The organism is Mesorhizobium ciceri biovar biserrulae, assembly GCF_001618845.1.
GTDB lineage: Bacteria > Pseudomonadota > Alphaproteobacteria > Rhizobiales > Rhizobiaceae > Mesorhizobium > Mesorhizobium ciceri.
In genome coordinates this window covers 5,303,315-5,323,872 of sequence record NZ_CP015064.1, presented here as the reverse complement: position 1 = coordinate 5,323,872, position 20,558 = coordinate 5,303,315, and the positions used below count along the sequence as shown (strand labels likewise).

Below are 20,558 nucleotides of genomic sequence, written 5' to 3'. Positions count from 1 at the left end.
TTACGCCTCCATCGTCTTGATGCGCGTCGTGCGCGGTAGGCAGGCGATGCCGCCTGATGTGGCGAGGATGATGTCGACGCCGCGCGGAAAGCGCTTGATATTCTGCTTCCACTGCTCGACGAAATGGCGTGGCATCTGCGCCGGCGCGATCGTGGCGCTGGTTTCGATGCCAGGACCTTCGAGCAATAGCGGCGTGCCGGAGACCAGATCGCTGACCTGCAGGATCAGCGTGGTCGAGCGGTCGGGATAATCCTGCGTGCCCTGCGAAAAGCCATCGAGCGCCATCATCTCGGCAGGTGCTGCGATCAAGGCGAAATGCGCATCGGCCGGTGTGTTGGCCAATGGCGCGCCGGTATGGAACCCAAGCCACGATCTGATCGCGGTGGAGGCCTGCAAAGCCGGGTCGAGCCAGAGCGGCGTGTCATTGTCGCACAGCGCCAGTGCGATGGCGCCGGCGGTAGCCGAGAGCGGCACCGGCGGGCGGGCGAAGGCCGGCAGCGGTTGCACGCTGCCCGGCCGAGCCATTGCGTCCATCACGGCGCGGAACACGGTCTGGGCGTTGAAGACCGGATCGGCGAACCCGCCCTCGATCGATTGCACAGCTGCGTCCATCAGTCTTCTCCGCGAACCATGGTGAAGAAATCCACCTTCGTTGCCGCCGTCTCGGCGCGGCGTTTTTCGTGCGCCATGGTCAGAGCCGACCGCAGAGGCGCTATCAGTCCGGTCTCGACCTCATTGCGGCGGGCAGGGTCCTGCCATAGGGCGTCGGCGATAGCCGCCAGCTTCGCCTTCTGCTTGTCGCGGCCAAGCGCATAGCAATGGCCGACCTGTCCGGACGGCAGCCGGACCGTGGCGCGGGTGACGGTCGCCTCGCCGACATTGAAGGGCGCGCCACCGCCGCCGATGCGGCCGCGCAGGGTGACCAGTCCGGTTTCGGGGCCGCGCAACAGCTCGGCGTCCGAAGGCAGTCCGGCCTCATTCCAGAGCCGCACGATGTCATCGCCGCTGGATTGCGCAAGGGTTGCCATGGCGGCCTTGCGCTCGGCCTGGTCGCGGGCTTCCTGTCCTCGCATGAGCTGTAGTCCTCGTGGCTAAATTTGTCTATTGATATAGACAACTATACAAATTATACCTATTATCTAACGGGTGTCCATGACGGGTGGATGACAGCGATAGAAGACTGGGCGCTGGAAGGTTGGGGCAATGATGGTCGGGCGGCTAGCAGCGGACAGCATCGAGCGGCGCAGTGGCGTTTCGCTGTGGCGGCAGATTGCCGACAAGATGCTGCATGCGATCGCCATCGGCGATTTCACGGAGAATGCAGCGCTGCCGCCGGAGGTGGCGCTGGCAGAGCGCTATGGCGTCAACCGCCACACGGTGCGCAGCGCCATATCAGCCCTCGTAAGGGAAGGCGTGCTGCGGGCCGAGCAGGGGCGCGGCACCTTCGTGCTGTCGCGCAAGCGGCTGTCCTATCCGATCGGGGCGCGCACACGGTTTTCGACAGGGCTGCAAGCGCAGACGACGGAACGGCACATCGCCTTGCTCGCCTCGTCGGTCGAGCCGGCCAGCCAGCGCGTCGCCGAGGGACTGGGTCTTGCCAAGGGAGCCGATGTGATCCGCCTGGAAACGCGCGGCGAAGCCGATGGACGGCCGGTGTCGCGCGCTGCTGGCTGGTTCGAAGCCCGGCGCTTTGCCGGCATCGATGCCGCGATGGCGCAAACAGGGTCGATCACCGCCTCGCTGGCGCGCTTCGGCATCGACGACTATCTCAGGCAATCGACCGTGCTGTCGGCGCGCCATGCCGATGCGGCGGACCTTGCCGACCTCGACCTGCAGCCGGGCGCCATCGTACTGGTCACGGTCGCCGTCAACGTCACGCCGGACGGCCAACCGATCCAGTTTTCCGAGTCGCGCTTCCCGGCCGAACGGGTGGAGCTGAAGCTGTCGGCGCTGTAGGGAGTGACGGGCTTATACGAGACCGTGATTTATCTGACTCACGCTGATATCAGACCAGCTCGGTCGCGCTCACTTGCGTCTTGGCGATTGAGGACCGCCTTCCCCCACTCCGTCTCGGCTTCGCCGAGACGGAGTGGGGTCGACCTGGCTCGGGCGTCGTCAGTTCGGGCTGGGTTCGCCGCCTGCCATGTTATAACCCCACCTCGATCACAGCCTTGATCAGGCCGGATTTCTCATGCGCCCAACGAGCCAGATCGCGCGGCGTGGCGGCGAGTGTGGTGCGGTGTGTGACGAGCTTGGCCAGTGGTACGGCCCCGTTGCGGATCGAGGCGGCGACATGGTCGAAGTCGGCGCGCAGCGCGTTGCGGCTGCCGATCAGCGTCATCTCGCGCTTGTGGAATTCCGGATCGGAAAAGCTGATGTCGTCCTTGACGACGGAGACCAGCACCAGCGTTCCGCCATGCGCGACATGGGCGAAGGCCGACTGCACCGACTGGGTGTTGCCGGTGGCGTCGAAGACGACATCGAAGCCTTCGCCTGATGTCGCTTCCCTGACCAGATCGGGCACCGCGCCGCGCGAGCCGTCTAGGGTCTGGAAACCAAGCTCGTTTGCAGCGAAGGCGAGCCTTTCACTGCTCATGTCGAGCAGCGTCACGTCGAGCCCGGCGATGCGGGCGAAGATGGCGGTGCCGAGCCCGATCGGGCCGGCGCCGATGACCAGCGTGCGGGCGCCGGGGTCGGCGCGGGCGCGCCACACGGCATGCGCGCCGATGGCCAGGAACTCGACGGCGGCGGCGTCGGCCAGCGACAGGCCGTTGGCCGGATAGAGATTTTGCGCCGGCACCAGGATGCGTTCGCACATGGCGCCGTCGCGATGCACGCCAAGCACCTCGATCCTGACACAGCAATTGGGCTTGCCGTGCCGGCAGGCGATGCACTTGCCGCAGGAAAGATAGGGGTTGACGACGACGGGCTCACCAATGGCCAGTTCGACGCCTTCGCCGGTCTCCATCACGGTACCCGAGACCTCATGACCCATGATGCGGGGATAGGCGAGGAACGGGTGCTTGCCCTCGAAAATGTGGTAGTCGGTGCCGCAGATGCCGACATGGCTGACCGCCACCAGCGCCCAGCCGGGAGGCGGTGCCTCGGGTGCGGGCCGGTCTTCAAGGACAAGATCGCCGGGCGAACGGCAGAGGACGGCTTTCATGCGCTAATCCAGTCATGAAATCGCCGGCCCGTTGGTGTGGCGGACCGGCGGTTGATTGCGGGGTCGCTACTTGCCGCGGCGGCGCAGGCCGTCGAAGTAGACGATGATGATGATCAGCGCGCCGGTGATGATGCGCTGCCAGAACGAGTTGACGTTGAGCAGGTTGGCGCCGTTGTTGATGGTGGCCAGGATGAAGGCGCCGAGCAGCGGCCCATGCACCGAGCCGACGGCGCCGAACAGCGAGGTGCCGCCGATGACCGACGACGCGATCGCCTGCAGTTCCCAGCCCTCGGCCTGCGTCGGGTTGCCGATGCCGATGCGGGCGGCCAGCAGCACCCCGACGAAGGCGGCGCACAGGCCCGACAGCGTGTAGGCCATGTAGATGGTGCGCTGGACATTGACGCCGGACAGGCGCGAGGCCTCGGCGTTGGAGCCGACCGAAAACAGGTATCTGCCCCAGCGGCTGTGGTGCAGGAAGATATAGGCCGGAATGCCGACCAGGATCACCATCCAGAACAGGTTGGGGATGCCGATGAAGGAATTGCGCGAGAAGGCGGTGAAGGTGTCGCTGTTGATGTTGATCGAATTGCCGTTGGTCATCAAAAGGCCGATGCCGCGCAGCGAGGTCAACGTCGCCAGCGTGATGATGAAGGGCGGCAGGCCCATCTTGACGATACCGAAGCCGTGGAACATGCCGATGGCGACACCGACCAGCAGCGTCACCAGAATGGCGAGCCAGATGGGGAAGCCGGCATTGATCATCATGGCCACGACCACGGTGGCGAAGCCGACCACGGCGCCGACCGACAGATCGATGCCGCCGGTGATGATGACGAAGGTCTGGCCGACCGCCATGATGGCGATCATCGAGCCCTGGCGCAGGAGATTGGCTAGGTTGTTGGCCGAGGCGAAGCTCGTCGTCGTCACGGAGAGGAGGATCCAGAGCAGAACCAGCAGCGCCAATAGCGTCAGCCCGAACAGGACATTATAGTTGCGCTTCGGTTTTTCGACGGCGATCGCCTCGGTGCTCATATCTGTCCTCCCTGCTTTTCTTGTTTCTCGGCGAGCGCCTGAGTGAGAATATCCTCGTGGCTGGCGGCGTGAAAACCGTGCGTCGCCACCAGTTTGCCGCGCCGGAACACATGCAGCGTATCGGCGAGTTCATAGACTTCCGGCAGATAGGACGAGATCAGGATGATGCCGGCGCCCTTTGACAAAAGCGCGCCGAACAGGCGGTAGATCTCGGCCTTGGTGCCGACATCGACGCCGACGGTCGGTTCGTCGAAGATGAACAGCTTGGCGCCGTGCGCCAGCCATTTGCCGATGACGATCTTCTGCTGGTTGCCGCCCGACAGGCTGGATGCGAGCGCGCCACGTGTCGGTGTCTTGATGCGCAGATCGGCGATCTGGCGATCGGCCTGCGTCTTCTCCTGCGTGCTCGAAATCAGCAGATTGTTCGAGATGCGCTTGTAGATCGGCAGGTTGAGGTTGAAGCCGACCGGCAGGTTGAGGCAGAGGCCCTGGTCGCGGCGGCTCTCCGGCGCCAGCGCCATGCCGAGCTTGATCGCGTCATGTTCGGAATTGACCTGTACCTCCTTGCCTTCCCAGAGGATCTGGCCGGCGGATTTGCGGTGGCGGCCGTAGAGCGTGGTGACGAACTCGCTGCGTCCGGCGCCGATCAGCCCATAGAGTCCGACGATCTCGCCGGCGCGGACCGTCATCGAGACATTTTCGAAGCCCTTGCCGGACAGGTTTTTCGCCTCGATGATGGCGGCGCCCGGCGTGAAATGCTCCTTGTGATAGACCTGCTCGATCGAGCGGTTGATCATCATCTTGACCAGTTCGGCATCGTTGGTCTCTGCGATATTGCGGGTGCCGACCAGCGTGCCGTCGCGCAGCACGGATACCCGGTCGGCGAGTTCGAACACTTCCTCCATGCGGTGGCTGATGTAGATGATCGTCACGCCTTCGCCCTTCAGACGGCGGATCAGCGTGAAGAGCTGGTCGGCTTCCTTGCGGGTGAGGTAGGCGGTCGGCTCGTCGAAGATTAGGAATTTGGTGCCGCGCACGGTGGCGCGGGCGGCGGCTATCAGCTGCTGCTGGCCGATGGTCAGGTCGCCGAGCGTGACATGCGCCGGCAGGTCGAAGCCCAGGTCGTCGATGATCGTCTGCGCCTGCCTGACCATGGCGCGCTGCTGCAGGATGCCGAAGCGCGAATTCTCCTCGCCGAGGAACATGTTGGCGGCGACCGTCAGGTGACGGCACAGCACGACTTCCTGGTGCACGGCATTGATGCCGAGCGCCATCGCCTCGTGCGGCGTCGCCAGGGCGGCCGGCTGGCCCTCCCAGACAATCTCTCCGGAGGTGCGCGGCATGACGCCGGTCAGAAGCTTGATGAGCGTGGATTTGCCGGCGCCGTTTTCGCCGACGATGGCGTGGATCTCACCGGACTTGAAGGCGAGGTCGACCGGTTTCAGCGCGTGGGTGCCGGGATAGCGCTTCTCCAGCCCACGCAATTCGAGGATAGTCCGCCCCTGTTCCAGAACGGGTGCGGGATGCAGTTCCTGCGCCGTCGAAATCATGACAATCCTCCCAGATTGGCCTCCCGGATTGGCTTCGCAGGCTGGCCTCACGATTGGCACGCGGCGAGGCAGGGATATGCCTCGAAAACAGCCTGGCTCAGGCGTGCGGATTGCCAAGCCGTTTGTGCGGCAGTTTGTGTCTCCGGGGCGAGGTGCCCCGGAGACGATTGCGGATGCGACGGCTCAGAGCTTCGGATTGAGCAGCGCGTCGATCTTGGGGTCTTTCATGTTGTCCTTGGTCACCAGATTGGCGCCGGTGTCGACATTGGCTTCGACCTTCTCGCCCTTGGAGGCGGCGAGCGCGGTCTTGATGCCGTCATAGCCCATCCGGTACGGATCCTGGACGACGAGGGCGGAAATGACGCCGTCGTTGAGGAACTTGATCAGCTTCTCGTCGCTGTCGAAACCGACCAGCGCCAGCTTGCCGCCAAGGTTGTTTTCCGCGACGGCCTGGCCGACGCCCTGCGCCATGATCAGGTTGGAAGCGAAGATGCCCTTGAGGTTCGGGTTGGCGGTGATCAGGTCGGTGGCGATGTTGAGGCCGGTGGTGGCCTGGCCGTCGGCGTATTTGTCGGCAACCAGCTTGAGGCCCGGATATTTGGCGGCCAGCTGTTCGGTGAAGCCCTGCTTGCGCTGTTCGAGCGAGCCGGCGCCAGGTGCGTTGGTGATCAGGGCAACGTCGCCCTCGATCTTGCCGCCGTTGGCGGCGCCGATGGCGGCTGCGAGGCCGTCGGCAGCGACGCGGCCGCCCTGGACGTTGTCGGTGGTCAGGAACGAGGTGAAGGCCTTGGAGTCGGCACCGGAGTCGATGCCGATGACCTTGACCTTGGCAGCGGCTTCATCGATCGGCTTGCCGAGCGCCTTGAACTCGGTCGGCGCAATGACGATGGCCGCCGGGTTGCTGGCAACGGCGTTCTCGAGGATCGAGACCTGGCCGTTGACGTCGGTTTCAGCCTGGGCGCCGAGTTCCGGCACGTTGACGCCGAGATCCTTGCCGGCCTTGCGGGCGCCGGCCAGAACGATCTGCCAGTAGAAGGACGTGGTGTCCTTGACGATGATCGGAATGGTGACGTCCGCCGCCGAAACCGGCGCCGGATGCATGACGCCGGCGAGCATTGAAGCTGCTGCCAGCGCCATGACGGCGCGGCGGTTGAGAATGTTGGTCACGAATTTCATGAGGTTTCCTCCCTAAGTCGCCCGGTGAACGATACGGAAGCTCCGTTCGGATAGGCGCGGTCCCAAACAGAACTTTATCAATAAAAAACAGTTGCCCTGTTTTGATAGTGCATCGAACAGATCGATGCAAGCGGTGTTTGATCAGTCGTTGCGAGGTCTGGCAGAGGCAGATCCCCAGCCCTGTTCTCCCATTGGCGCCGTCACGCTTCCGTTCCGTTCTGGGAATGTATGGAATATTAATTCCACCAATTCGTCAATATGGAATATCCATTCCTCCATGTGCCGCAGGAACATGAAGTTTCACACCAGCTCCTGCACCAGCGTGTAGGGACGATATTTGGCGTATTCCGTTTCCGGTACGTCGATGTCGAGCAGCTCGAGGTTGCGCGTCAGATTTGCCAGTTTGGCGGTGCCGGTCAGTACGGTGGCGACGGCAGCTTCATGCAAGGGGAATTGGAACGCTGCGGCGGCGAGCGGATAGCCACCCTCGGCGGCGATCCTCTCCATTGCGCCGACGCGGTCGAGCACGTCATGGCTGGCGGGGCGGTAGTCGAAATGTGCGCCTTGCACCGGGCCGGTCGCCAGGATGCCGGAGTTGAACACGCCGCCAATGACCAAGGAGGTCTGCTGTGCCCGGCATAGCGGCAGCAACTCGGCTTCGGCACTGCGGTCGAGCAAGGAATAGCGGCTGGCAAGCAGGATGCAGTCGAGCGGCGCCCGGCGCATCACGTCCAGGCAGATCTGCACCTCGTTGACGCCAAGCCCATAGGCAGAAATGACGCCAGTCCGTTTCAGCTCTTCGAGTGCCTTGAGGCCGCCATCCATCAGGTCGCGAAAATGCAGCTTGGTCTTCTCGATACCATGGGTGTAGGCGCCGATGTCGTGGACAAACAGGATGTCTATCCTGTTTAGGCCAAGCCGCGCATAGCTGAACTCGACCGACCGCATAATGCCGTCATAGGAATAGTCGTAGTCGAGCGCGAAGGGCAGCGGATCGACATAGGAGTGATCGGGAACCTGATCGTCCGGCACCGGGCGAAACAGCCGGCCGACCTTGGTCGACAGCACATAGGAATCGCGCGGCTTGTAACGCAGGAAGTCGCCGAAGCGGCGCTCCGACAGTCCGAAACCGTAGAAGGGTGCGGTGTCGAAATAGCGCAGGCCGGCATCCCAGGCGCCCTGCAGCGTCTCCATCGCCGCTTCGCGCGAACAGGCGCGGTAAAGGCCGCCAAGTGCGGCGCCGCCGAAGCTGACTTCGGTGACCTGCAGAGCTGTCCGACCGATACGGCGTTTTTCCATGCAAAACCTCCCCGTTGCCCGCCGCTGACCGGCGCGCAGTCTACTTTATATCAGTAAAATCTAAAGTGTTGCGCCCAGATGCCAGGGCACGAACTCGTTGTCGCCGTAGCCGAAGTCCTCGCTCTTGGTCTTGCGGCCGGAAGCCGTTTCGACGATCAGTTCGAAGATCTCGCGGCCCATGCCGGCGATGGTCTTTTCACCCGAGGCGATGACGCCGCAATTGACGTCCATGTCCTCTTCCATCTGGTGGTACATGGTCGAGTTGGTGGCGACCTTGATCGACGGCGTCGGACGGCAGCCGAAGCAGGAGCCGCGGCCGGTGGTGAAGACGATGACGTTGGCGCCGCCCGCCACCTGGCCGGTCGCCGAAACCGGGTCGTAGCCAGGCGTATCCATGAACACGAGGCCACTGCCGGTGACTTTTTCGGCGTAGCCGAAGACGCCGTTGAGCGGCGTCTGGCCGCCCTTGGCGACCGCACCGAGGGACTTCTCCAGGATGGTGGTGAGGCCGCCGCGCTTGTTGCCGGGCGAGGGATTGTTGTCGATCGAGGCGCCATGCTTGGCGACGTGGTCCTCCCACCACTTCACGAAGCCGTCGAGCTTCTGCGCGATCTCCGGCGTTGCCGCGCGGTAGGCAAGCAGATGCTCGGCGCCGTAGATTTCCGTGGTCTCGGAGAGAATGCCGATACCGCCGACGCCGGCCAGGATGTCGACAGCCGCGCCCAGCGCCGGATTGGCCGTGATGCCCGACATGCCGTCGGAGCCGCCGCATTGCAGGCCGACGACGATCTCGCTGACCGGGATCGGCTCACGCTTCAACTGGCCGACTTCCTCGGCGATCTCGGCCAGCACGCCCATCGCTTTTTCCACCGATTTGCGCGACCCGCCGGCGTCCTGGATGTTGAAATGGCGCTTGCCGGCAGCGACGCCCTTCTGGCCGTAGAGGGTGAGCTGGTTGACCTCGCAGCCGAGGCCGACCATCAGCACGCCGCCGAAATTCGGGTGGCGGGCATAGCCGGCAAGCGTGCGGTGCAGCACCATCATGCCGTCGCCGGTGCCGCTCATGCCGCAGCCCTGGCCGTGCACGATCGGCACGAAGCCGTCTATGCCGGGGTATTTCGGCAACAGCGTGCGGTTGGCGGTATCGGCGATGGAATGGCAGACGGTGGCCGAGCAATTGACGCTGGCGACGATGCCGATGAAGTTGCGCGTGCCGGCGCGGCCATCGGCGCGGCGATAGCCCATGAAGGTGCGGGCGCGGTCGGCCTCCGTCGCGTGCTCGGCCTCGCTCGGCGGCACGACCGGCAAGCGGCCGGATTCGAAAACCAGATTGTGCGAATGCACGTGCTCGCCGGCTGCGATGTCCTGTGTCGCGCGACCGATCGCCTGGGCGTATTTCACCACGGCCTCGCCGGCGGCGATCGGCTTGATCGCCACCTTGTGGCCGGGCTCGATCAGCGCACTGGCGACGGCACCGCCCGGCAGCGCGGTGCCGATCTCGATGCGGCCGTTCGCGACTGCGACATTGTCGGCGGGGGACAGAAGAATGCAGTTGGAGGCGTTCACGGGCGGTTTCCTGGGTGATCCTGGGTTGCGCGGGGCGGATTGACACGCGCCTGTTTAGAGATATTGTCTTTTATCGTGAAAAAACAGTTTTGCGTCAATTGTTTTTTCGTGGGGAGTTCCGCATGTCTCCGGGTTGTTCCGGGAAGCAATTTCGCTTCTCAGAGCCATGCGAACGTCATATTGCGCTTCAAACCGTCCGCTGCAAGCGACGGCGTGCAACGGGTCAGGGATGTCGAAGAGCAACAACGTCTACAAGGATGCCTACAACCGCTGCCTGCGGCTGCTCGACGAAACGCGCAGCCTGCCTTCGGAGCCGGAACTGGGCACCTTGCTTGGCGTCAGCCGGACCACGGTGCGCACCATTCTCGCGCGCATGGAAGAGACCGGGCTGATCGCCTGGAACAAGCGCGCCAAGACGGTGCTGCGCGAACCGCTTCCCGATGATTTCTTCCCCGAGGAAGAGACAGACACGCTGGCCGAGATCATCGAACGGTCGTTCATGCGTCGGCTGCTCGCCGGCGGCGCCGAAGCCGGCATGCAGATCAACGAACTCGAACTGGCGCGTGAGATCGGCGTCGGCACCACCAGCGTGCGCGAGTTCCTGATCCGCTTCTCCCGCTTCGGCCTGATCGAGAAACGTCGCAACAGTCATTGGGTGCTGAAGGGCTTTACGCGCGCCTTCGCGCTGGAGCTGACCGAAATCCGCGAGATGTTCGAACTGCGCTCGGCGGCCGCCTTTGCCGCTTTACCGCAGGACAGCGCAGTCTGGACCGATCTCGACCGCCTGGAAGACGAGCATCGCCAGTTGGCAAACGACATTGCCGCCCGCTTCACGGAGTTCTCCGAACTCGACGAGCGCTTCCACCGGCTGATCCACCGGGCATCGCGCAATCGCTTCATCGTCGATTTCTACGATGTCATCGCCATGATCTTCCACTACCATTACCAGTGGAACAAGGCGCAGGAACGCGAGCGCAACGAAGTCGCGATCAGTGAGCATCTGGTCTACATAGAAGCGCTGAAATCACGCGATCTCGGCAAGGTCGACGCCGCTTGCCGCAAGCATTTGAAGTCGGCGCGCCAGACATTGCTGACCTCGATCCCGGAGAGCCGGTCGCTGCAAAAACACTGAGCCGCATCGCGGCTCGCAGCCTTGTTTCATGCATGTCGTTGTCCCAAAACCGCTATACACTTCGGGGCGACATGCCTTGGGCCTGCCGCGTTGCCGCCGCGGCGATTTGGCGATTTTCCACCCGCCGGCCCCGTGCTAGATATGGTTGGTTGCTGCGAAGAGGCAGGGCGTTGGGCGTATCGAGGAGACGATGGAGCATGCCGGTCGCGCTTGTCGCGGCCTATCTGCTGTTGCTCCAGTCGACGCTTGGTGCATTCGCCTTCGGCGCCGGTCCCAATGCATCGCAACTCGACGCTTTTGGCAACGTCATCTGTACCCATGAAGGCGCAACCCAGCTTCCGGGCGGCAACCAGCCGCCGTCCCATCTGCCGGCATGCTGCGTGCTCGGCTGCAGCATGGTTTCGGCGGCCTTTGCGCCGCCGCCCAATGCCGGTCTGGCGCCGGGTAGCCTTTCCTTTGAAACGGTCGCCTTTGTCTTCCCGGCGGCCATCCATCTCGACTTTGCGCGTGAGCGCTCGCCGTCGAACCCGCGCGCGCCGCCGCTGACGGCCTGAGCCTGTTTGCCCGGCGGAACCTTTCGTGGGCGTACCCATCCAAAGATCTAACTGCTCGCGACCGGCAACGGCGCGACCTTCACTTCATGGAGCAACCATGTCCTATTTTTTCCCTGACGCCGCGCGTCCTATGGCCGGCAGCATTCTACGCGGCATCGAAGAGCGTGTCGGCATTGCCGTGCTGGCTCTTGCGCTGCTGTTCACAGGCGCGCAGTCCGTCTTCGCGCATGAGTTCAAGGTTGGCGATCTTGAGATCGGCCACCCCTGGTCGCGCGCCACGCCGGCCGGCGCCAAAGTGGCCGGCGGTTATTTCACCATCACCAACAAGGGCAGTGCGCCGGACCGGCTGGTGTCGATTTCCTCCGATGTCTCCGAAAAGGCCGAGCTGCATGAGATGGGCGTCAAGGACGGCGTCATGACCATGCGGCCGGTTGCCGGCGGCCTGGAAATTCCGGCCGGCGGCAAGGTAGCCCTTGCACCTGGCGGCTATCATTTGATGTTCATGGGCCTGAAGCGGCAACCCAAACAGGGCGAAAAGTTCTCCGCCACCCTGACCTTCGAAAAGGCCGGCGCCGTCAGCGTCGATTTCGCCGTCGAAGGCATGGGCGGCGGCGCCGTGGACGATCACGCCAATTGACCGCGCCAGCTCGACAAATCTTGAAAATCCGAGGGACCATCATGAACAAATATCTTTTGTCGGCCGGCGCACTTCTCGCGCTCGGAACCAGCGCCGCCTTCGCGCATATCACGTTCGAAACCCAGGAGGCGGCGGTCGGCTCGACCTACAAGGCCGTTTTGCGCGTGCCGCATGGCTGCGACGGCAAGGCGACGACCGCCGTGCGCGTGCAGATTCCGGAAGGGGTGATCGCGATCAAGCCGATGCCGAAGCCCGGCTGGACGCTGCAGACCAAGAAGGGCAAGTACGAGAAATCCTACCAGCTCTACGGTCAGGCGGTGACCGATGGGGTCAAGGAGGTCGACTGGAGCGGCGGCAACCTGCCCGATGAATTCTATGACGAGTTCGTTTTCCGCGCGACGCTGACGGCGGACCTCCCCGTCGGCCAAAAACTCTATTTCCCGGTCGTGCAGGAATGCGACGGTGCAGCCGATCGCTGGATCGAGATTCCAGCGGCAGGGCAAGATGAAGACGCACTGGAAAGCCCGGCACCCGGCATCAAGCTGCTGCCGAAGAAATGATCTCCCAGGCGGCGCGCTCTTTCGAGTGCGCCGCTCTTTTTCGTGGCGGTGACATGAGCACGACCTCCCTCCTGCAAACGGCTTGCATGACCGGCAAACGCACCGGCCGGCTTGCCGTCGGCCTGTTGGCTGTGATCGTGTTTCTTGCCAGCCTTGCCGTGTCAGATCAGGCCTTTGCCCATGCCGCGCTGATCAAGACCGACCCGGCCGACGGCGCGGTGCTGGCACAGGGACCGGCGCAGTTCTCGCTGACCTTCAGCGAGCCGGTCTCGCCTCTGGTGCTGACGCTGGTGAAGCCCGACGGCAAGCCGGTTCCACTGACTGTCTTTCGTCTCAGCGACCAGACCGTCGAGATCGACAATCCGCAGCCGCTCAAGTCGGGCACGCATGTCTTGAGCTGGCGCGTCATCTCCGCAGACGGTCATCCCGTCGGCGGATCGCTGCTGTTTTCCATCGGAGCGCCCAGCGAACCGCCGGCCGTATCCGAAACCGTCGACTGGCCGTTGCGGTCGGCTATCTGGGCGGGCAAAATCTTTCTCTACGTCGGCCTCTTCCTCGGCGTTGGGGCGCCTTCGCGCTTGCCTGGTTGGCCGGAAGTGCCCGTGCCGGGCAACGCTTCGTTGCAGCTGCAATCCTGAGCGGGCTGGTCGCGTCGTCCCTGTCGCTCGGATTGCAGGGGCTTGATGCACTCGGGGCGCCGCTCTCCCATCTGGCACAATCGGTCATCTGGCGGACCGGGCTCGGCACCAGCTTCGGCTGGACGGTGCTGGTCGCGCTGATCGCGCTGGGGCTTGGCCTGCTGTCGCTGGCCGGTCCCCGTGCCACCGCCAAGCCATTGGCGCTGGCCGGCCTGGCCGGGGTGGGGATTGCCCTTGCCGCCAGCGGCCATGCCAGTGCCGCCGAACCGCAATGGCTGACGCGGCCGATGGTGTTCCTGCATGGCGTCTGCATCGCGTCGTGGGTCGGCGCATTGGTCCCACTCGGGCTGGCGCTCAAGGGGCAATCGGCGGAGGCCACGCCATTCCTGCGGCGATTTTCTTGGGCGATCCTGCCCGTGGTGGCCGTGCTTGCCGCTGCCGGCACCGTGCTTGCCGTCATCCAGGTGCAAACGCCCGCGGCATTGGTCGACACCGCCTATGGAAGGCTGCTGCTGATCAAGCTCGGGCTGCTGGTCTTTCTGTTCACGCTCGCTGCCGTCAACCGCTGGAAACTCACGGCATCGGCCGAGGCGGGATCGACGGAAGTTCAACGCAGGCTGGTCCGCTCGATCGGCGTCGAGATGTTGATCGTGTTGGCGATTTTCGGCGTTGCCGCGGGCTGGCGCTTCACACCGCCGCCACGAGCCCTGGCGATCGCGGCAGCGCAACCGGTGTCGGTCCATATCCACGCGCTGCAAGCGATGGCCGATCTCAACATCACTCCCGGCCATGCCGGCCCGGTCGTTGCCTCGATGGTCATCATGAGCGGCGATTTCGGCCCGCTCGACGCCAAGGAGGTAACGCTTGTGCTGTCAAAGCCCGATTCCGGCATCGAACCCTTGAAGCGCACGGCAACCAAGCCCGGCGACGGCAGCTGGCGCGTCGACAACCTCGTCATTCCGGTGCCTGGCCGGTGGACGGTGCGCATCGACATACTGGTCTCGGATTTTCAGATGGTGAAGATCGAGGCGCCCGTCGACATCAGGCCGTAGGCGGGACTGCCAGGTACCTCTACACGGGCACGACCGACAATCCGGGCAACACAATTCGGCGAGGCGGTTGACGCAGGCGTCAAGGCCCGTCAATCATCGCCCGCAAAATCGCGGTCTCAACAAACGATCCGAGAGCAGGGAAGAAACGATGGAAAAAGCCGAAATCGGCCTGATCGGCCTTGGCACGATGGGCTCCAACCTGGCGCTCAACATCGCCGAGCACGGGCACCGCATCGCTGTCTTCAACCGCACTAGGGCGCGCACCGATGCCTTTGTCGAGAATGCCGGCGCGCTCAGGGACATGGTCGTGCCCTGCTACAGCCTTGAAGAGCTCGCCGCCGCGATCCGGCCGCCGCGCCCGATCATCATCATGGTGCTGGCCGGCAAGCCGGTCGACGAACAGATCGCGGCACTGCGTGGCGTGCTGTCGGCCAACGACATCGTCATCGATGCCGGCAACGCCAATTTCCGCGACACGATGCGGCGCTTCTCCGAGCTTTCCGGTTCGGGTCTCACCTTCATCGGCATGGGCGTGTCCGGCGGCGAGGAGGGGGCACGCCACGGGCCGTCGATCATGGTCGGCGGCACGGAGGACTCATGGAAGCGCGTCGAGAAGGTGCTGACGGCGATCTCCGCCAAATTCAAGGACGAACCCTGCGCGGCATGGCTCGGCACCGACGGCGCCGGACATTTCGTCAAAACCATCCACAACGGCATCGAATATGCCGACATGCAGATGATCGCGGAGATCTACGGCATCCTGCGCGACGGCCTAGGCATGGGTCCGAAAGAGATCGGCACGGTGTTTGCCAACTGGAACAAGGGCCGGCTCAACTCCTACCTGATCGAGATCACCGCCAAGGTGCTGGCGGCTGACGATCCGAAGACCGGCAAACCGGTGGTCGACATCATCCTCGACCGCGCCGGCCAGAAGGGCACCGGCAAATGGTCGGTCATCGAGGCGCAGCAGCTCGGCATCCCGGCCACCGCGATCGAGGCGGCGGTGGCGGCGCGCGTTCTGTCGTCGATCAAGGACGAGCGGCTGGCGGCGGAAAAGGCCTATGGCAACATCGGCGTGACGAAGATTTCCGGTGACAAGGACGCCTTGCTGAAAGATCTGGAACTGGCGCTGTTCGCCGGCAAGATCGCCGCCTACGCCCAAGGTTTTGCGGTGATGAGCGGCGCGTCGAAGGAATTCAACTGGAACCTGCCGATGCCGACCATCGCCAGGATCTGGCGCGCCGGCTGCATCATCCGCTCGCAGATGCTCGACACCATGGCGGAAGCCTTCAGCAAGGGCGGCGCCTCGACCAACCTTCTGATGGCGCCGGCCTTCATCTCGCTGATGCAGGGAGCGCATCCGTCGCTGCGCCGCATCGTGGCGAGGGCTTCGGAGGCCGGCTCGCCGGTTCCGGCGCTGTCTTCCGCACTTGCCTATTTCGACAGCTATCGCCAAGGCCGCGGCACCTCGAACCTGATCCAGGCGCAACGCGACTTCTTCGGCGCGCACGGCTTCGAGCGTATCGACGACAAAGGCGCGTTCCATGGGCCGTGGGGAAGCGGTGCGGCTGGCTGACAAGCCGGCCCAAGAGCCTAAACGGAAACCGGCGGGCTGAACGCCTGAACCTCGCTGGTGGCGACCAGGCGCTGCAACGATCCGGGTGCGGCGCCGCCGATCCAGCCGAGCACGGAGCGGGCGAGATCGGAGCCGGCCAGGCGGAAGTTCTCGTTGACGACGAGCAATTCCGGCCGGAACAAGTGCAACAGGTCCGACGACTGCTTGGACACGACATCGACGTCGCGGCCAAGCTTGAGGCCGGCATCTTCAATGCCGGCGACGATAGCCAGTGTCGCGGCGGCAGCGCTGCTGACGAAGCCGTCCGGCCTGTTCTCGCGGCGCATCACCTGCGCGGTCCTGGTCCTGATCTGCTCGATCGTGTGATCGATGGAAACGGTGTTGAACGGAATTTCGCTGGCGCCGACCTCGCTCAGCGCATCGGCAAAGCCGTTCAGCGTGTGGCCATAATAGGTCAGCCCGGGTGGCGGCGACAGAAGCGCCAGCTTGCGCCTGCCCATGCTCGCCAGGCGGCGCACGGCTTCCATCGCGAATACATGGTTGTCGAAGTCATGGTAGGGGTGGACCAGGCCCATGTCGGTGCGGCCATGCGTGGCAAAGGGCATGCCGTGCTCGAGCATGTAGCGGGCGCGTGGATCGTTCGGTTGGGTGCGCGAGATGATGACGCCATCGGCCGAGCCGGTCTCGACGAGATAGCGGATCGGCTCCATCGGATCCTGCGAGCGGGAATAGGGCGTGACGATCAGGTGATAGGGCGTTTCGGCGAGCACTTCCGAAACGCCGTAGATGATGTCCGAGACGAAGCTCATGATCTCGCGGTCGGTGTTGAGCACGAGGCTGATGACATTGGTCCTGCCGGTGCGCAGACGCACGCCGGCGCGGTTCGGCCGGTAGCCGATCTGCTTGGCGACGAGTTGGACGCGGCGCCTGGTCTCGGCGCCGATTTCCGGAGCATCCTTCAAGGCGCGTGACACGGTGGTGACGCCGAGCCCGGTCATGAAGGCAAGCGTCTTCAACGTCGGCCGTCCCTGTGCCGAGTTCTCCCCGTTCTTGTCCGTACGCTGTCTGTCCATTCGTCCCGCCCGTCAGGCGCATAGCAGCCGCGGGCCATGTCGGCAATCGCCGTCATAGCGATACGATATGCGTCCCAGCCCCGGCAAAGCGTCAATATACTGAAACGTTACAGATTGCCAGTATCGAGATGTATGTCCTCGTCATGAGGTGGATGGTTCTTTTTGCGAAACGCATTGGGATTCCAGGAGAAATCGCCCCTGCCGCCGCCTTTTGCCCGTATCAGGCGGCATTTCGGTGTTTGCGCCGCAGCAAACCATGCTGCAGTGCATGAGAAGCGCGATCATTCAGGCGGATTTGTTCGCGGCCCGAAAAAATATCGAGGGCGCTTCGTTGATGGGTTGCACAGCCCGCGCAATTGCCGTATCGAAAATCTGTAACGTTTCAGATTCTGGGAGGAGCCGAAATGCGATACAGATTTTTGACCGCTGCCCTGGCGGCGACGGCTGCACTGCAATTTGCCGGCCAGGCGGCCGCGACGGACCTGGAAGTCACCCATTGGTGGACTTCAGGCGGCGAGGCCGCGGCGGTTGCGGAACTTGCCAAGGCATTCGATGCGACCGGCAACCACTGGGTGGACGGCGCCATTGCCGGCTCCGGCGGCACGGCGCGGCCGATCATGATCAGCCGCATCACCGGTGGCGATCCGATGGGCGCCACGCAGTTCAACCATGGCCGGCAGGCGGAAGAGCTGGTGCAGGCCGGCCTGATGCGCGACCTCACCGACGTCGCCACCAAGGGCAAGTGGACTGATGTCGTGCGGCCGAAGAGCCTGCTCGACGGCTGCACCATCGACGGCAAGATCTATTGCGTGCCCGTCAACATCCATTCCTGGCAGTGGCTGTGGCTGTCCAACGAAGCCTTCGCGAAGGCCGGCGTGCCGTTGCCGAAGGACTGGAATGAATTCGTGGCGGCAGCGCCGGCACTGGAGAAGGCCGGCATCATCCCGCTCGCCGTCGGCGGGCAAGCCTGGCAATCCTCCGGTGCCTTCGACGTGCTGCTTGCGGCTGTGGGCGGCACGGACACGTTCCTCAAGGTCTACAAGGACAAGGATGCCAAGTTCGCCGCCGGGCCCGAAGTCGCCAAGGTCTTCAAGGCCGCGGACGATGCCCGCAAGATGGCGAAGAACACCAATGTGCAGGACTGGAACCAGGCGACCAACCTGGTCATCACCGGCAAGGCCGGTGGCCAGATCATGGGCGACTGGGCACAGGGCGAGTTCCAGGTTGCCGGCAAGACCGCCGGCAAGGACTATACCTGCCTGCCGGGCCTTGGGCTGAACGAGGTCATAGCCACGGGCGGCGACGCCTTCTACTTCCCGCTGCTCAAGGATGCCGACAAGAGCAAGGCGCAGGAGGTGCTGGCCGAGACGCTGCTCGATCCCAAGACGCAGGTTGCCTTCAATCTGAAGAAGGGTTCCCTGCCGGTGCGCGGCGACGTCGATCTCAACGCGGCGAACGACTGCATGAAGAAGGGCCTCGCCATCCTCGCCAAGGGTGCCGTCATACCGTGGACGGATCAGCTGCTTTCGCAGGACACCCAGAAGCAGAAGGAAGACCTTTTCGCCGAATTTTTCGCCAAGCCGGAATTGACCGTCGAAGACGCACAGAAGCGCTTCGCCGACCTCATCGCTTCGGCGGACTGACGCTGGCGGCAACCCACCTCGCTCCCGGCCTTGCGAATGCAGGGCCGGGAATGCACCGCCCTTACCCAGCCGGCTGACGAGATGAGCAAGAGCGAACGCCCCAACCTTCTGTTCCGCAACCTCAATGCGAAGGTCGCCTCGATCCCGATGATCCTCACCGCCATGGTGGTTTTCGTCGGCGGCACCGTTTGGACGGTGCTCTATTCCTTCACCAATTCGAAGCTCTTGCCGCGGCTGAATTTCGTCGGGCTCGACCAATATTACCGGCTGTGGGCGACGCCGCGCTGGCTGATCTCGATCGAAAACCTGCTGATCTACGGCGCGATCTCGCTGGTGTTCTCGCTGGTCATCGGCTTCCTGCTTGCAGCACTGCTCGATCAGAAGATCCGCTTCGAGGACACGTTGCGCACCATCTTCCTCTATCCTTTCGCGCTCTCCTTCATCGTCACCGGCCTGGTCTGGCAGTGGCTGCTCAATCCGGATTTCGGCATCCAGCATGTGGTCCGTGACTTAGGCTGGACGAGCTTCAGCTTCGACCCGCTCTACAATTCCAGCATCGTCATCTACGGCATATCGATCGCGGCGCTGTGGCAAGGCACAGGGCTCATCATGTGCCTGATGCTGGCTGGTCTGCGCGGCATTGACGAGGACATCTGGAAGGCGGCGCGGGTGGATGGGATCCCGATGTGGAAGACCTATCTGTTCATCGTCATCCCGATGATGCGGCCGGTCTTCATCACCACGCTCGTCATCATCGCTGCCGGCATCGTCAAGGTCTATGACCTCGTCGTGGCCCAGACCAGCGGCGGCCCAGGCATCGCCTCCGAAGTGCCGGCCAAATACGTCTACGACTATATGTTCTTCGCCCAGAACCTCGGCCAGGGCTTTGCTGCCTCGACCATGATGCTGCTCTCGGTGGTGATCGTCATCGTGCCCTGGGCCTATCTCGAGTTCGGGCGGCGCAAATGAGCATGGCAGACATCACCGCTCAAGCAAGCACCGCCGCCGGCGCGCGCCAGGGCATCACCGATCCCTACGGCCCGAAGCCGCGCCGCGTGATTTCGCGCCGCAACGTCTTCCTATACGGCACATTGTTCGTCATGGCGGTCTACTACCTCTTGCCGCTCTACGTCATGGTCGTCACCTCGCTCAAGGGCATGCCGGAGATCCGGCTCGGCAACATCTTCTCACCGCCGCTCGAGATCACTTTCGAACCGTGGGTCAAGGCGTGGTCGACTGCCTGCACCGGCCTTAACTGCGACGGGCTCTCGCGCGGCTTCTGGAATTCGGTGCGCATCACCGTGCCGTCAGTGCTGCTGTCGATCGCCATCGCCTCGGTGAATGGTTATGCACTGGCCAATTGGCGCTTCAAGGGCGCCGATACGTTCTTCATCATCCTGATCGTCGGCGCCTTCATTCCCTACCAGGTGATGATCTATCCGATCGTCATCATCCTGCGCGAGATCGGCCTCTATGGCAGCCTCAGCGGGCTGGTGATCGTCCATTCCATTTTCGGCATGCCGATCCTGACGCTGCTGTTCCGCAATTATTTCTCCTCGATGCCGGAGGAGCTGTTCCGGGCGGCACGCGTCGACGGTGCCGGCTTCTGGGGCATCTTCCTGCGCATCATGCTGCCGATGTCGCTGCCGATCTTCGTCGTCGCCATCATCCTGCAGGTGACCGGCATCTGGAACGACTTCCTGTTCGGCGTCGTCTACACCCGCCCCGACACCTATCCGATGACGGTGCAGCTCAACAACATCGTCAATTCGGTGCAAGGCGTGAAGGAGTACAACGTCAATATGGCCGCAACCATCCTGACCGGGCTTGTGCCGCTCATCGTCTACTTCATCTCCGGCAAGCTTTTCGTACGCGGCATCGCCGCCGGCGCGGTGAAGGGGTGA

The 20,558-nt window shown here is 63.6% G+C and carries 18 protein-coding genes and 1 pseudogene; 10 read left to right on the top strand and 9 right to left on the bottom strand.

The window, feature by feature from the left end; all coding sequences use genetic code 11:
- Both phnH and phnG read right to left on the bottom strand, forming a co-directional pair.
- Positions 1–612, bottom strand: coding sequence for a phosphonate C-P lyase system protein PhnH (phnH, locus tag A4R29_RS25060; RefSeq protein ID WP_063173108.1), 612 nt, complete (start codon positions 610–612; stop codon positions 1–3).
- The gene (gene phnG / locus A4R29_RS25055) at positions 612–1,073 is read right to left on the bottom strand and encodes a phosphonate C-P lyase system protein PhnG (protein WP_063173107.1); all 462 of its coding nucleotides are present in this window, start codon (positions 1,071–1,073) and stop codon (positions 612–614) included. Before phnG ends, phnH begins: the two co-directional genes overlap by 1 nt.
- A 133-nt stretch (positions 1,074–1,206) precedes the next feature.
- Between phnG and phnF the strand changes: the two genes are divergently transcribed.
- The gene (gene phnF / locus A4R29_RS25050) at positions 1,207–1,956 is read left to right on the top strand and encodes a phosphonate metabolism transcriptional regulator PhnF (protein WP_063173106.1); all 750 of its coding nucleotides are present in this window, start codon (positions 1,207–1,209) and stop codon (positions 1,954–1,956) included.
- Between the two features lie 190 nt (positions 1,957–2,146).
- On the opposite strand, the gene A4R29_RS25045 is transcribed toward phnF, so the two are convergent.
- The 6 genes from A4R29_RS25045 to A4R29_RS25020 all read right to left on the bottom strand — a co-directional run bounded on the left by A4R29_RS25045 (position 2,147) and on the right by A4R29_RS25020 (position 9,789).
- Positions 2,147–3,166, bottom strand: a complete 1,020-nt coding sequence (locus A4R29_RS25045) for a zinc-binding alcohol dehydrogenase family protein (protein WP_063173105.1) — start codon at positions 3,164–3,166, stop codon at positions 2,147–2,149.
- A gap of 66 nt (positions 3,167–3,232) precedes the next feature.
- Positions 3,233–4,198 (bottom strand): ABC transporter permease, encoded by a 966-nt coding sequence (locus A4R29_RS25040; protein WP_027161301.1) that lies wholly within the window; start codon positions 4,196–4,198, stop codon positions 3,233–3,235.
- A complete protein-coding gene (locus A4R29_RS25035; RefSeq protein ID WP_027161302.1) occupies positions 4,195–5,748 on the bottom strand; it encodes a sugar ABC transporter ATP-binding protein in 1,554 nt (517 codons plus the stop codon). The genes A4R29_RS25040 and A4R29_RS25035 overlap by 4 nt, the downstream gene beginning before the upstream one ends.
- A 183-nt stretch (positions 5,749–5,931) precedes the next feature.
- Positions 5,932–6,924: an ABC transporter substrate-binding protein gene (locus A4R29_RS25030; RefSeq protein WP_024504424.1), complete on the bottom strand. Its 993-nt coding sequence runs from the start codon at positions 6,922–6,924 to the stop codon at positions 5,932–5,934.
- Positions 6,925–7,224: 300 nt separating this feature from the next.
- Positions 7,225–8,223, bottom strand: coding sequence for an aldo/keto reductase (locus tag A4R29_RS25025; RefSeq protein ID WP_063173104.1), 999 nt, complete (start codon positions 8,221–8,223; stop codon positions 7,225–7,227).
- Positions 8,224–8,283: 60 nt separating this feature from the next.
- Positions 8,284–9,789, bottom strand: a complete 1,506-nt coding sequence (locus tag A4R29_RS25020; protein ID WP_013529531.1) for a UxaA family hydrolase — start codon at positions 9,787–9,789, stop codon at positions 8,284–8,286.
- A 229-nt stretch (positions 9,790–10,018) separates the two neighbouring features.
- Here A4R29_RS25020 and A4R29_RS25015 point away from each other — a divergent pair, with 229 nt between their 5' ends.
- The 6 genes and pseudogenes from A4R29_RS25015 (at position 10,019) to gndA (ending at position 15,938) form a co-directional block, all read left to right on the top strand.
- Positions 10,019–10,921: a GntR family transcriptional regulator gene (locus A4R29_RS25015; RefSeq protein WP_063173103.1), complete on the top strand. Its 903-nt coding sequence runs from the start codon at positions 10,019–10,021 to the stop codon at positions 10,919–10,921.
- 197 nt (positions 10,922–11,118) lie between these two features.
- A complete protein-coding gene (locus tag A4R29_RS25010) occupies positions 11,119–11,475 on the top strand; it encodes a DUF2946 family protein (protein ID WP_063169028.1) in 357 nt (118 codons plus the stop codon).
- Between the two features lie 97 nt (positions 11,476–11,572).
- Entirely contained in the window at positions 11,573–12,112 is a 540-nt protein-coding gene (locus A4R29_RS25005) for a copper chaperone PCu(A)C (protein ID WP_063173102.1), read from the top strand.
- Between the two features lie 41 nt (positions 12,113–12,153).
- The gene (locus tag A4R29_RS25000; RefSeq protein ID WP_013529535.1) at positions 12,154–12,672 is read left to right on the top strand and encodes a YcnI family copper-binding membrane protein; all 519 of its coding nucleotides are present in this window, start codon (positions 12,154–12,156) and stop codon (positions 12,670–12,672) included.
- A 53-nt stretch (positions 12,673–12,725) separates the two neighbouring features.
- Positions 12,726–14,362: pseudogene (locus A4R29_RS24995) on the top strand (copper resistance CopC/CopD family protein).
- 148 nt (positions 14,363–14,510) lie between these two features.
- Positions 14,511–15,938, top strand: coding sequence for an NADP-dependent phosphogluconate dehydrogenase (gene gndA / locus A4R29_RS24990; RefSeq protein WP_027161307.1), 1,428 nt, complete (start codon positions 14,511–14,513; stop codon positions 15,936–15,938).
- Between the two features lie 17 nt (positions 15,939–15,955).
- Here gndA and A4R29_RS24985 read toward each other — a convergent pair whose 3' ends face one another.
- Positions 15,956–17,011 carry a LacI family DNA-binding transcriptional regulator gene (locus A4R29_RS24985; protein WP_013529538.1) on the bottom strand — a complete coding sequence of 352 codons (1,056 nt, stop codon included), beginning with the start codon at positions 17,009–17,011 and terminating at the stop codon, positions 15,956–15,958.
- Between the two features lie 404 nt (positions 17,012–17,415).
- Here A4R29_RS24985 and A4R29_RS24980 point away from each other — a divergent pair, with 404 nt between their 5' ends.
- The 3 genes from A4R29_RS24980 to A4R29_RS24970 all read left to right on the top strand — a co-directional run bounded on the left by A4R29_RS24980 (position 17,416) and on the right by A4R29_RS24970 (position 20,558).
- Positions 17,416–18,654, top strand: a complete 1,239-nt coding sequence (locus A4R29_RS24980) for an ABC transporter substrate-binding protein (protein ID WP_013529539.1) — start codon at positions 17,416–17,418, stop codon at positions 18,652–18,654.
- An 81-nt stretch (positions 18,655–18,735) separates the two neighbouring features.
- Complete coding sequence (locus A4R29_RS24975) at positions 18,736–19,623, top strand: carbohydrate ABC transporter permease (RefSeq protein WP_024504415.1); 888 nt, start codon at positions 18,736–18,738, stop codon at positions 19,621–19,623.
- A 2-nt stretch (positions 19,624–19,625) separates the two neighbouring features.
- Positions 19,626–20,558: a carbohydrate ABC transporter permease gene (locus A4R29_RS24970; protein ID WP_024504414.1), complete on the top strand. Its 933-nt coding sequence runs from the start codon at positions 19,626–19,628 to the stop codon at positions 20,556–20,558.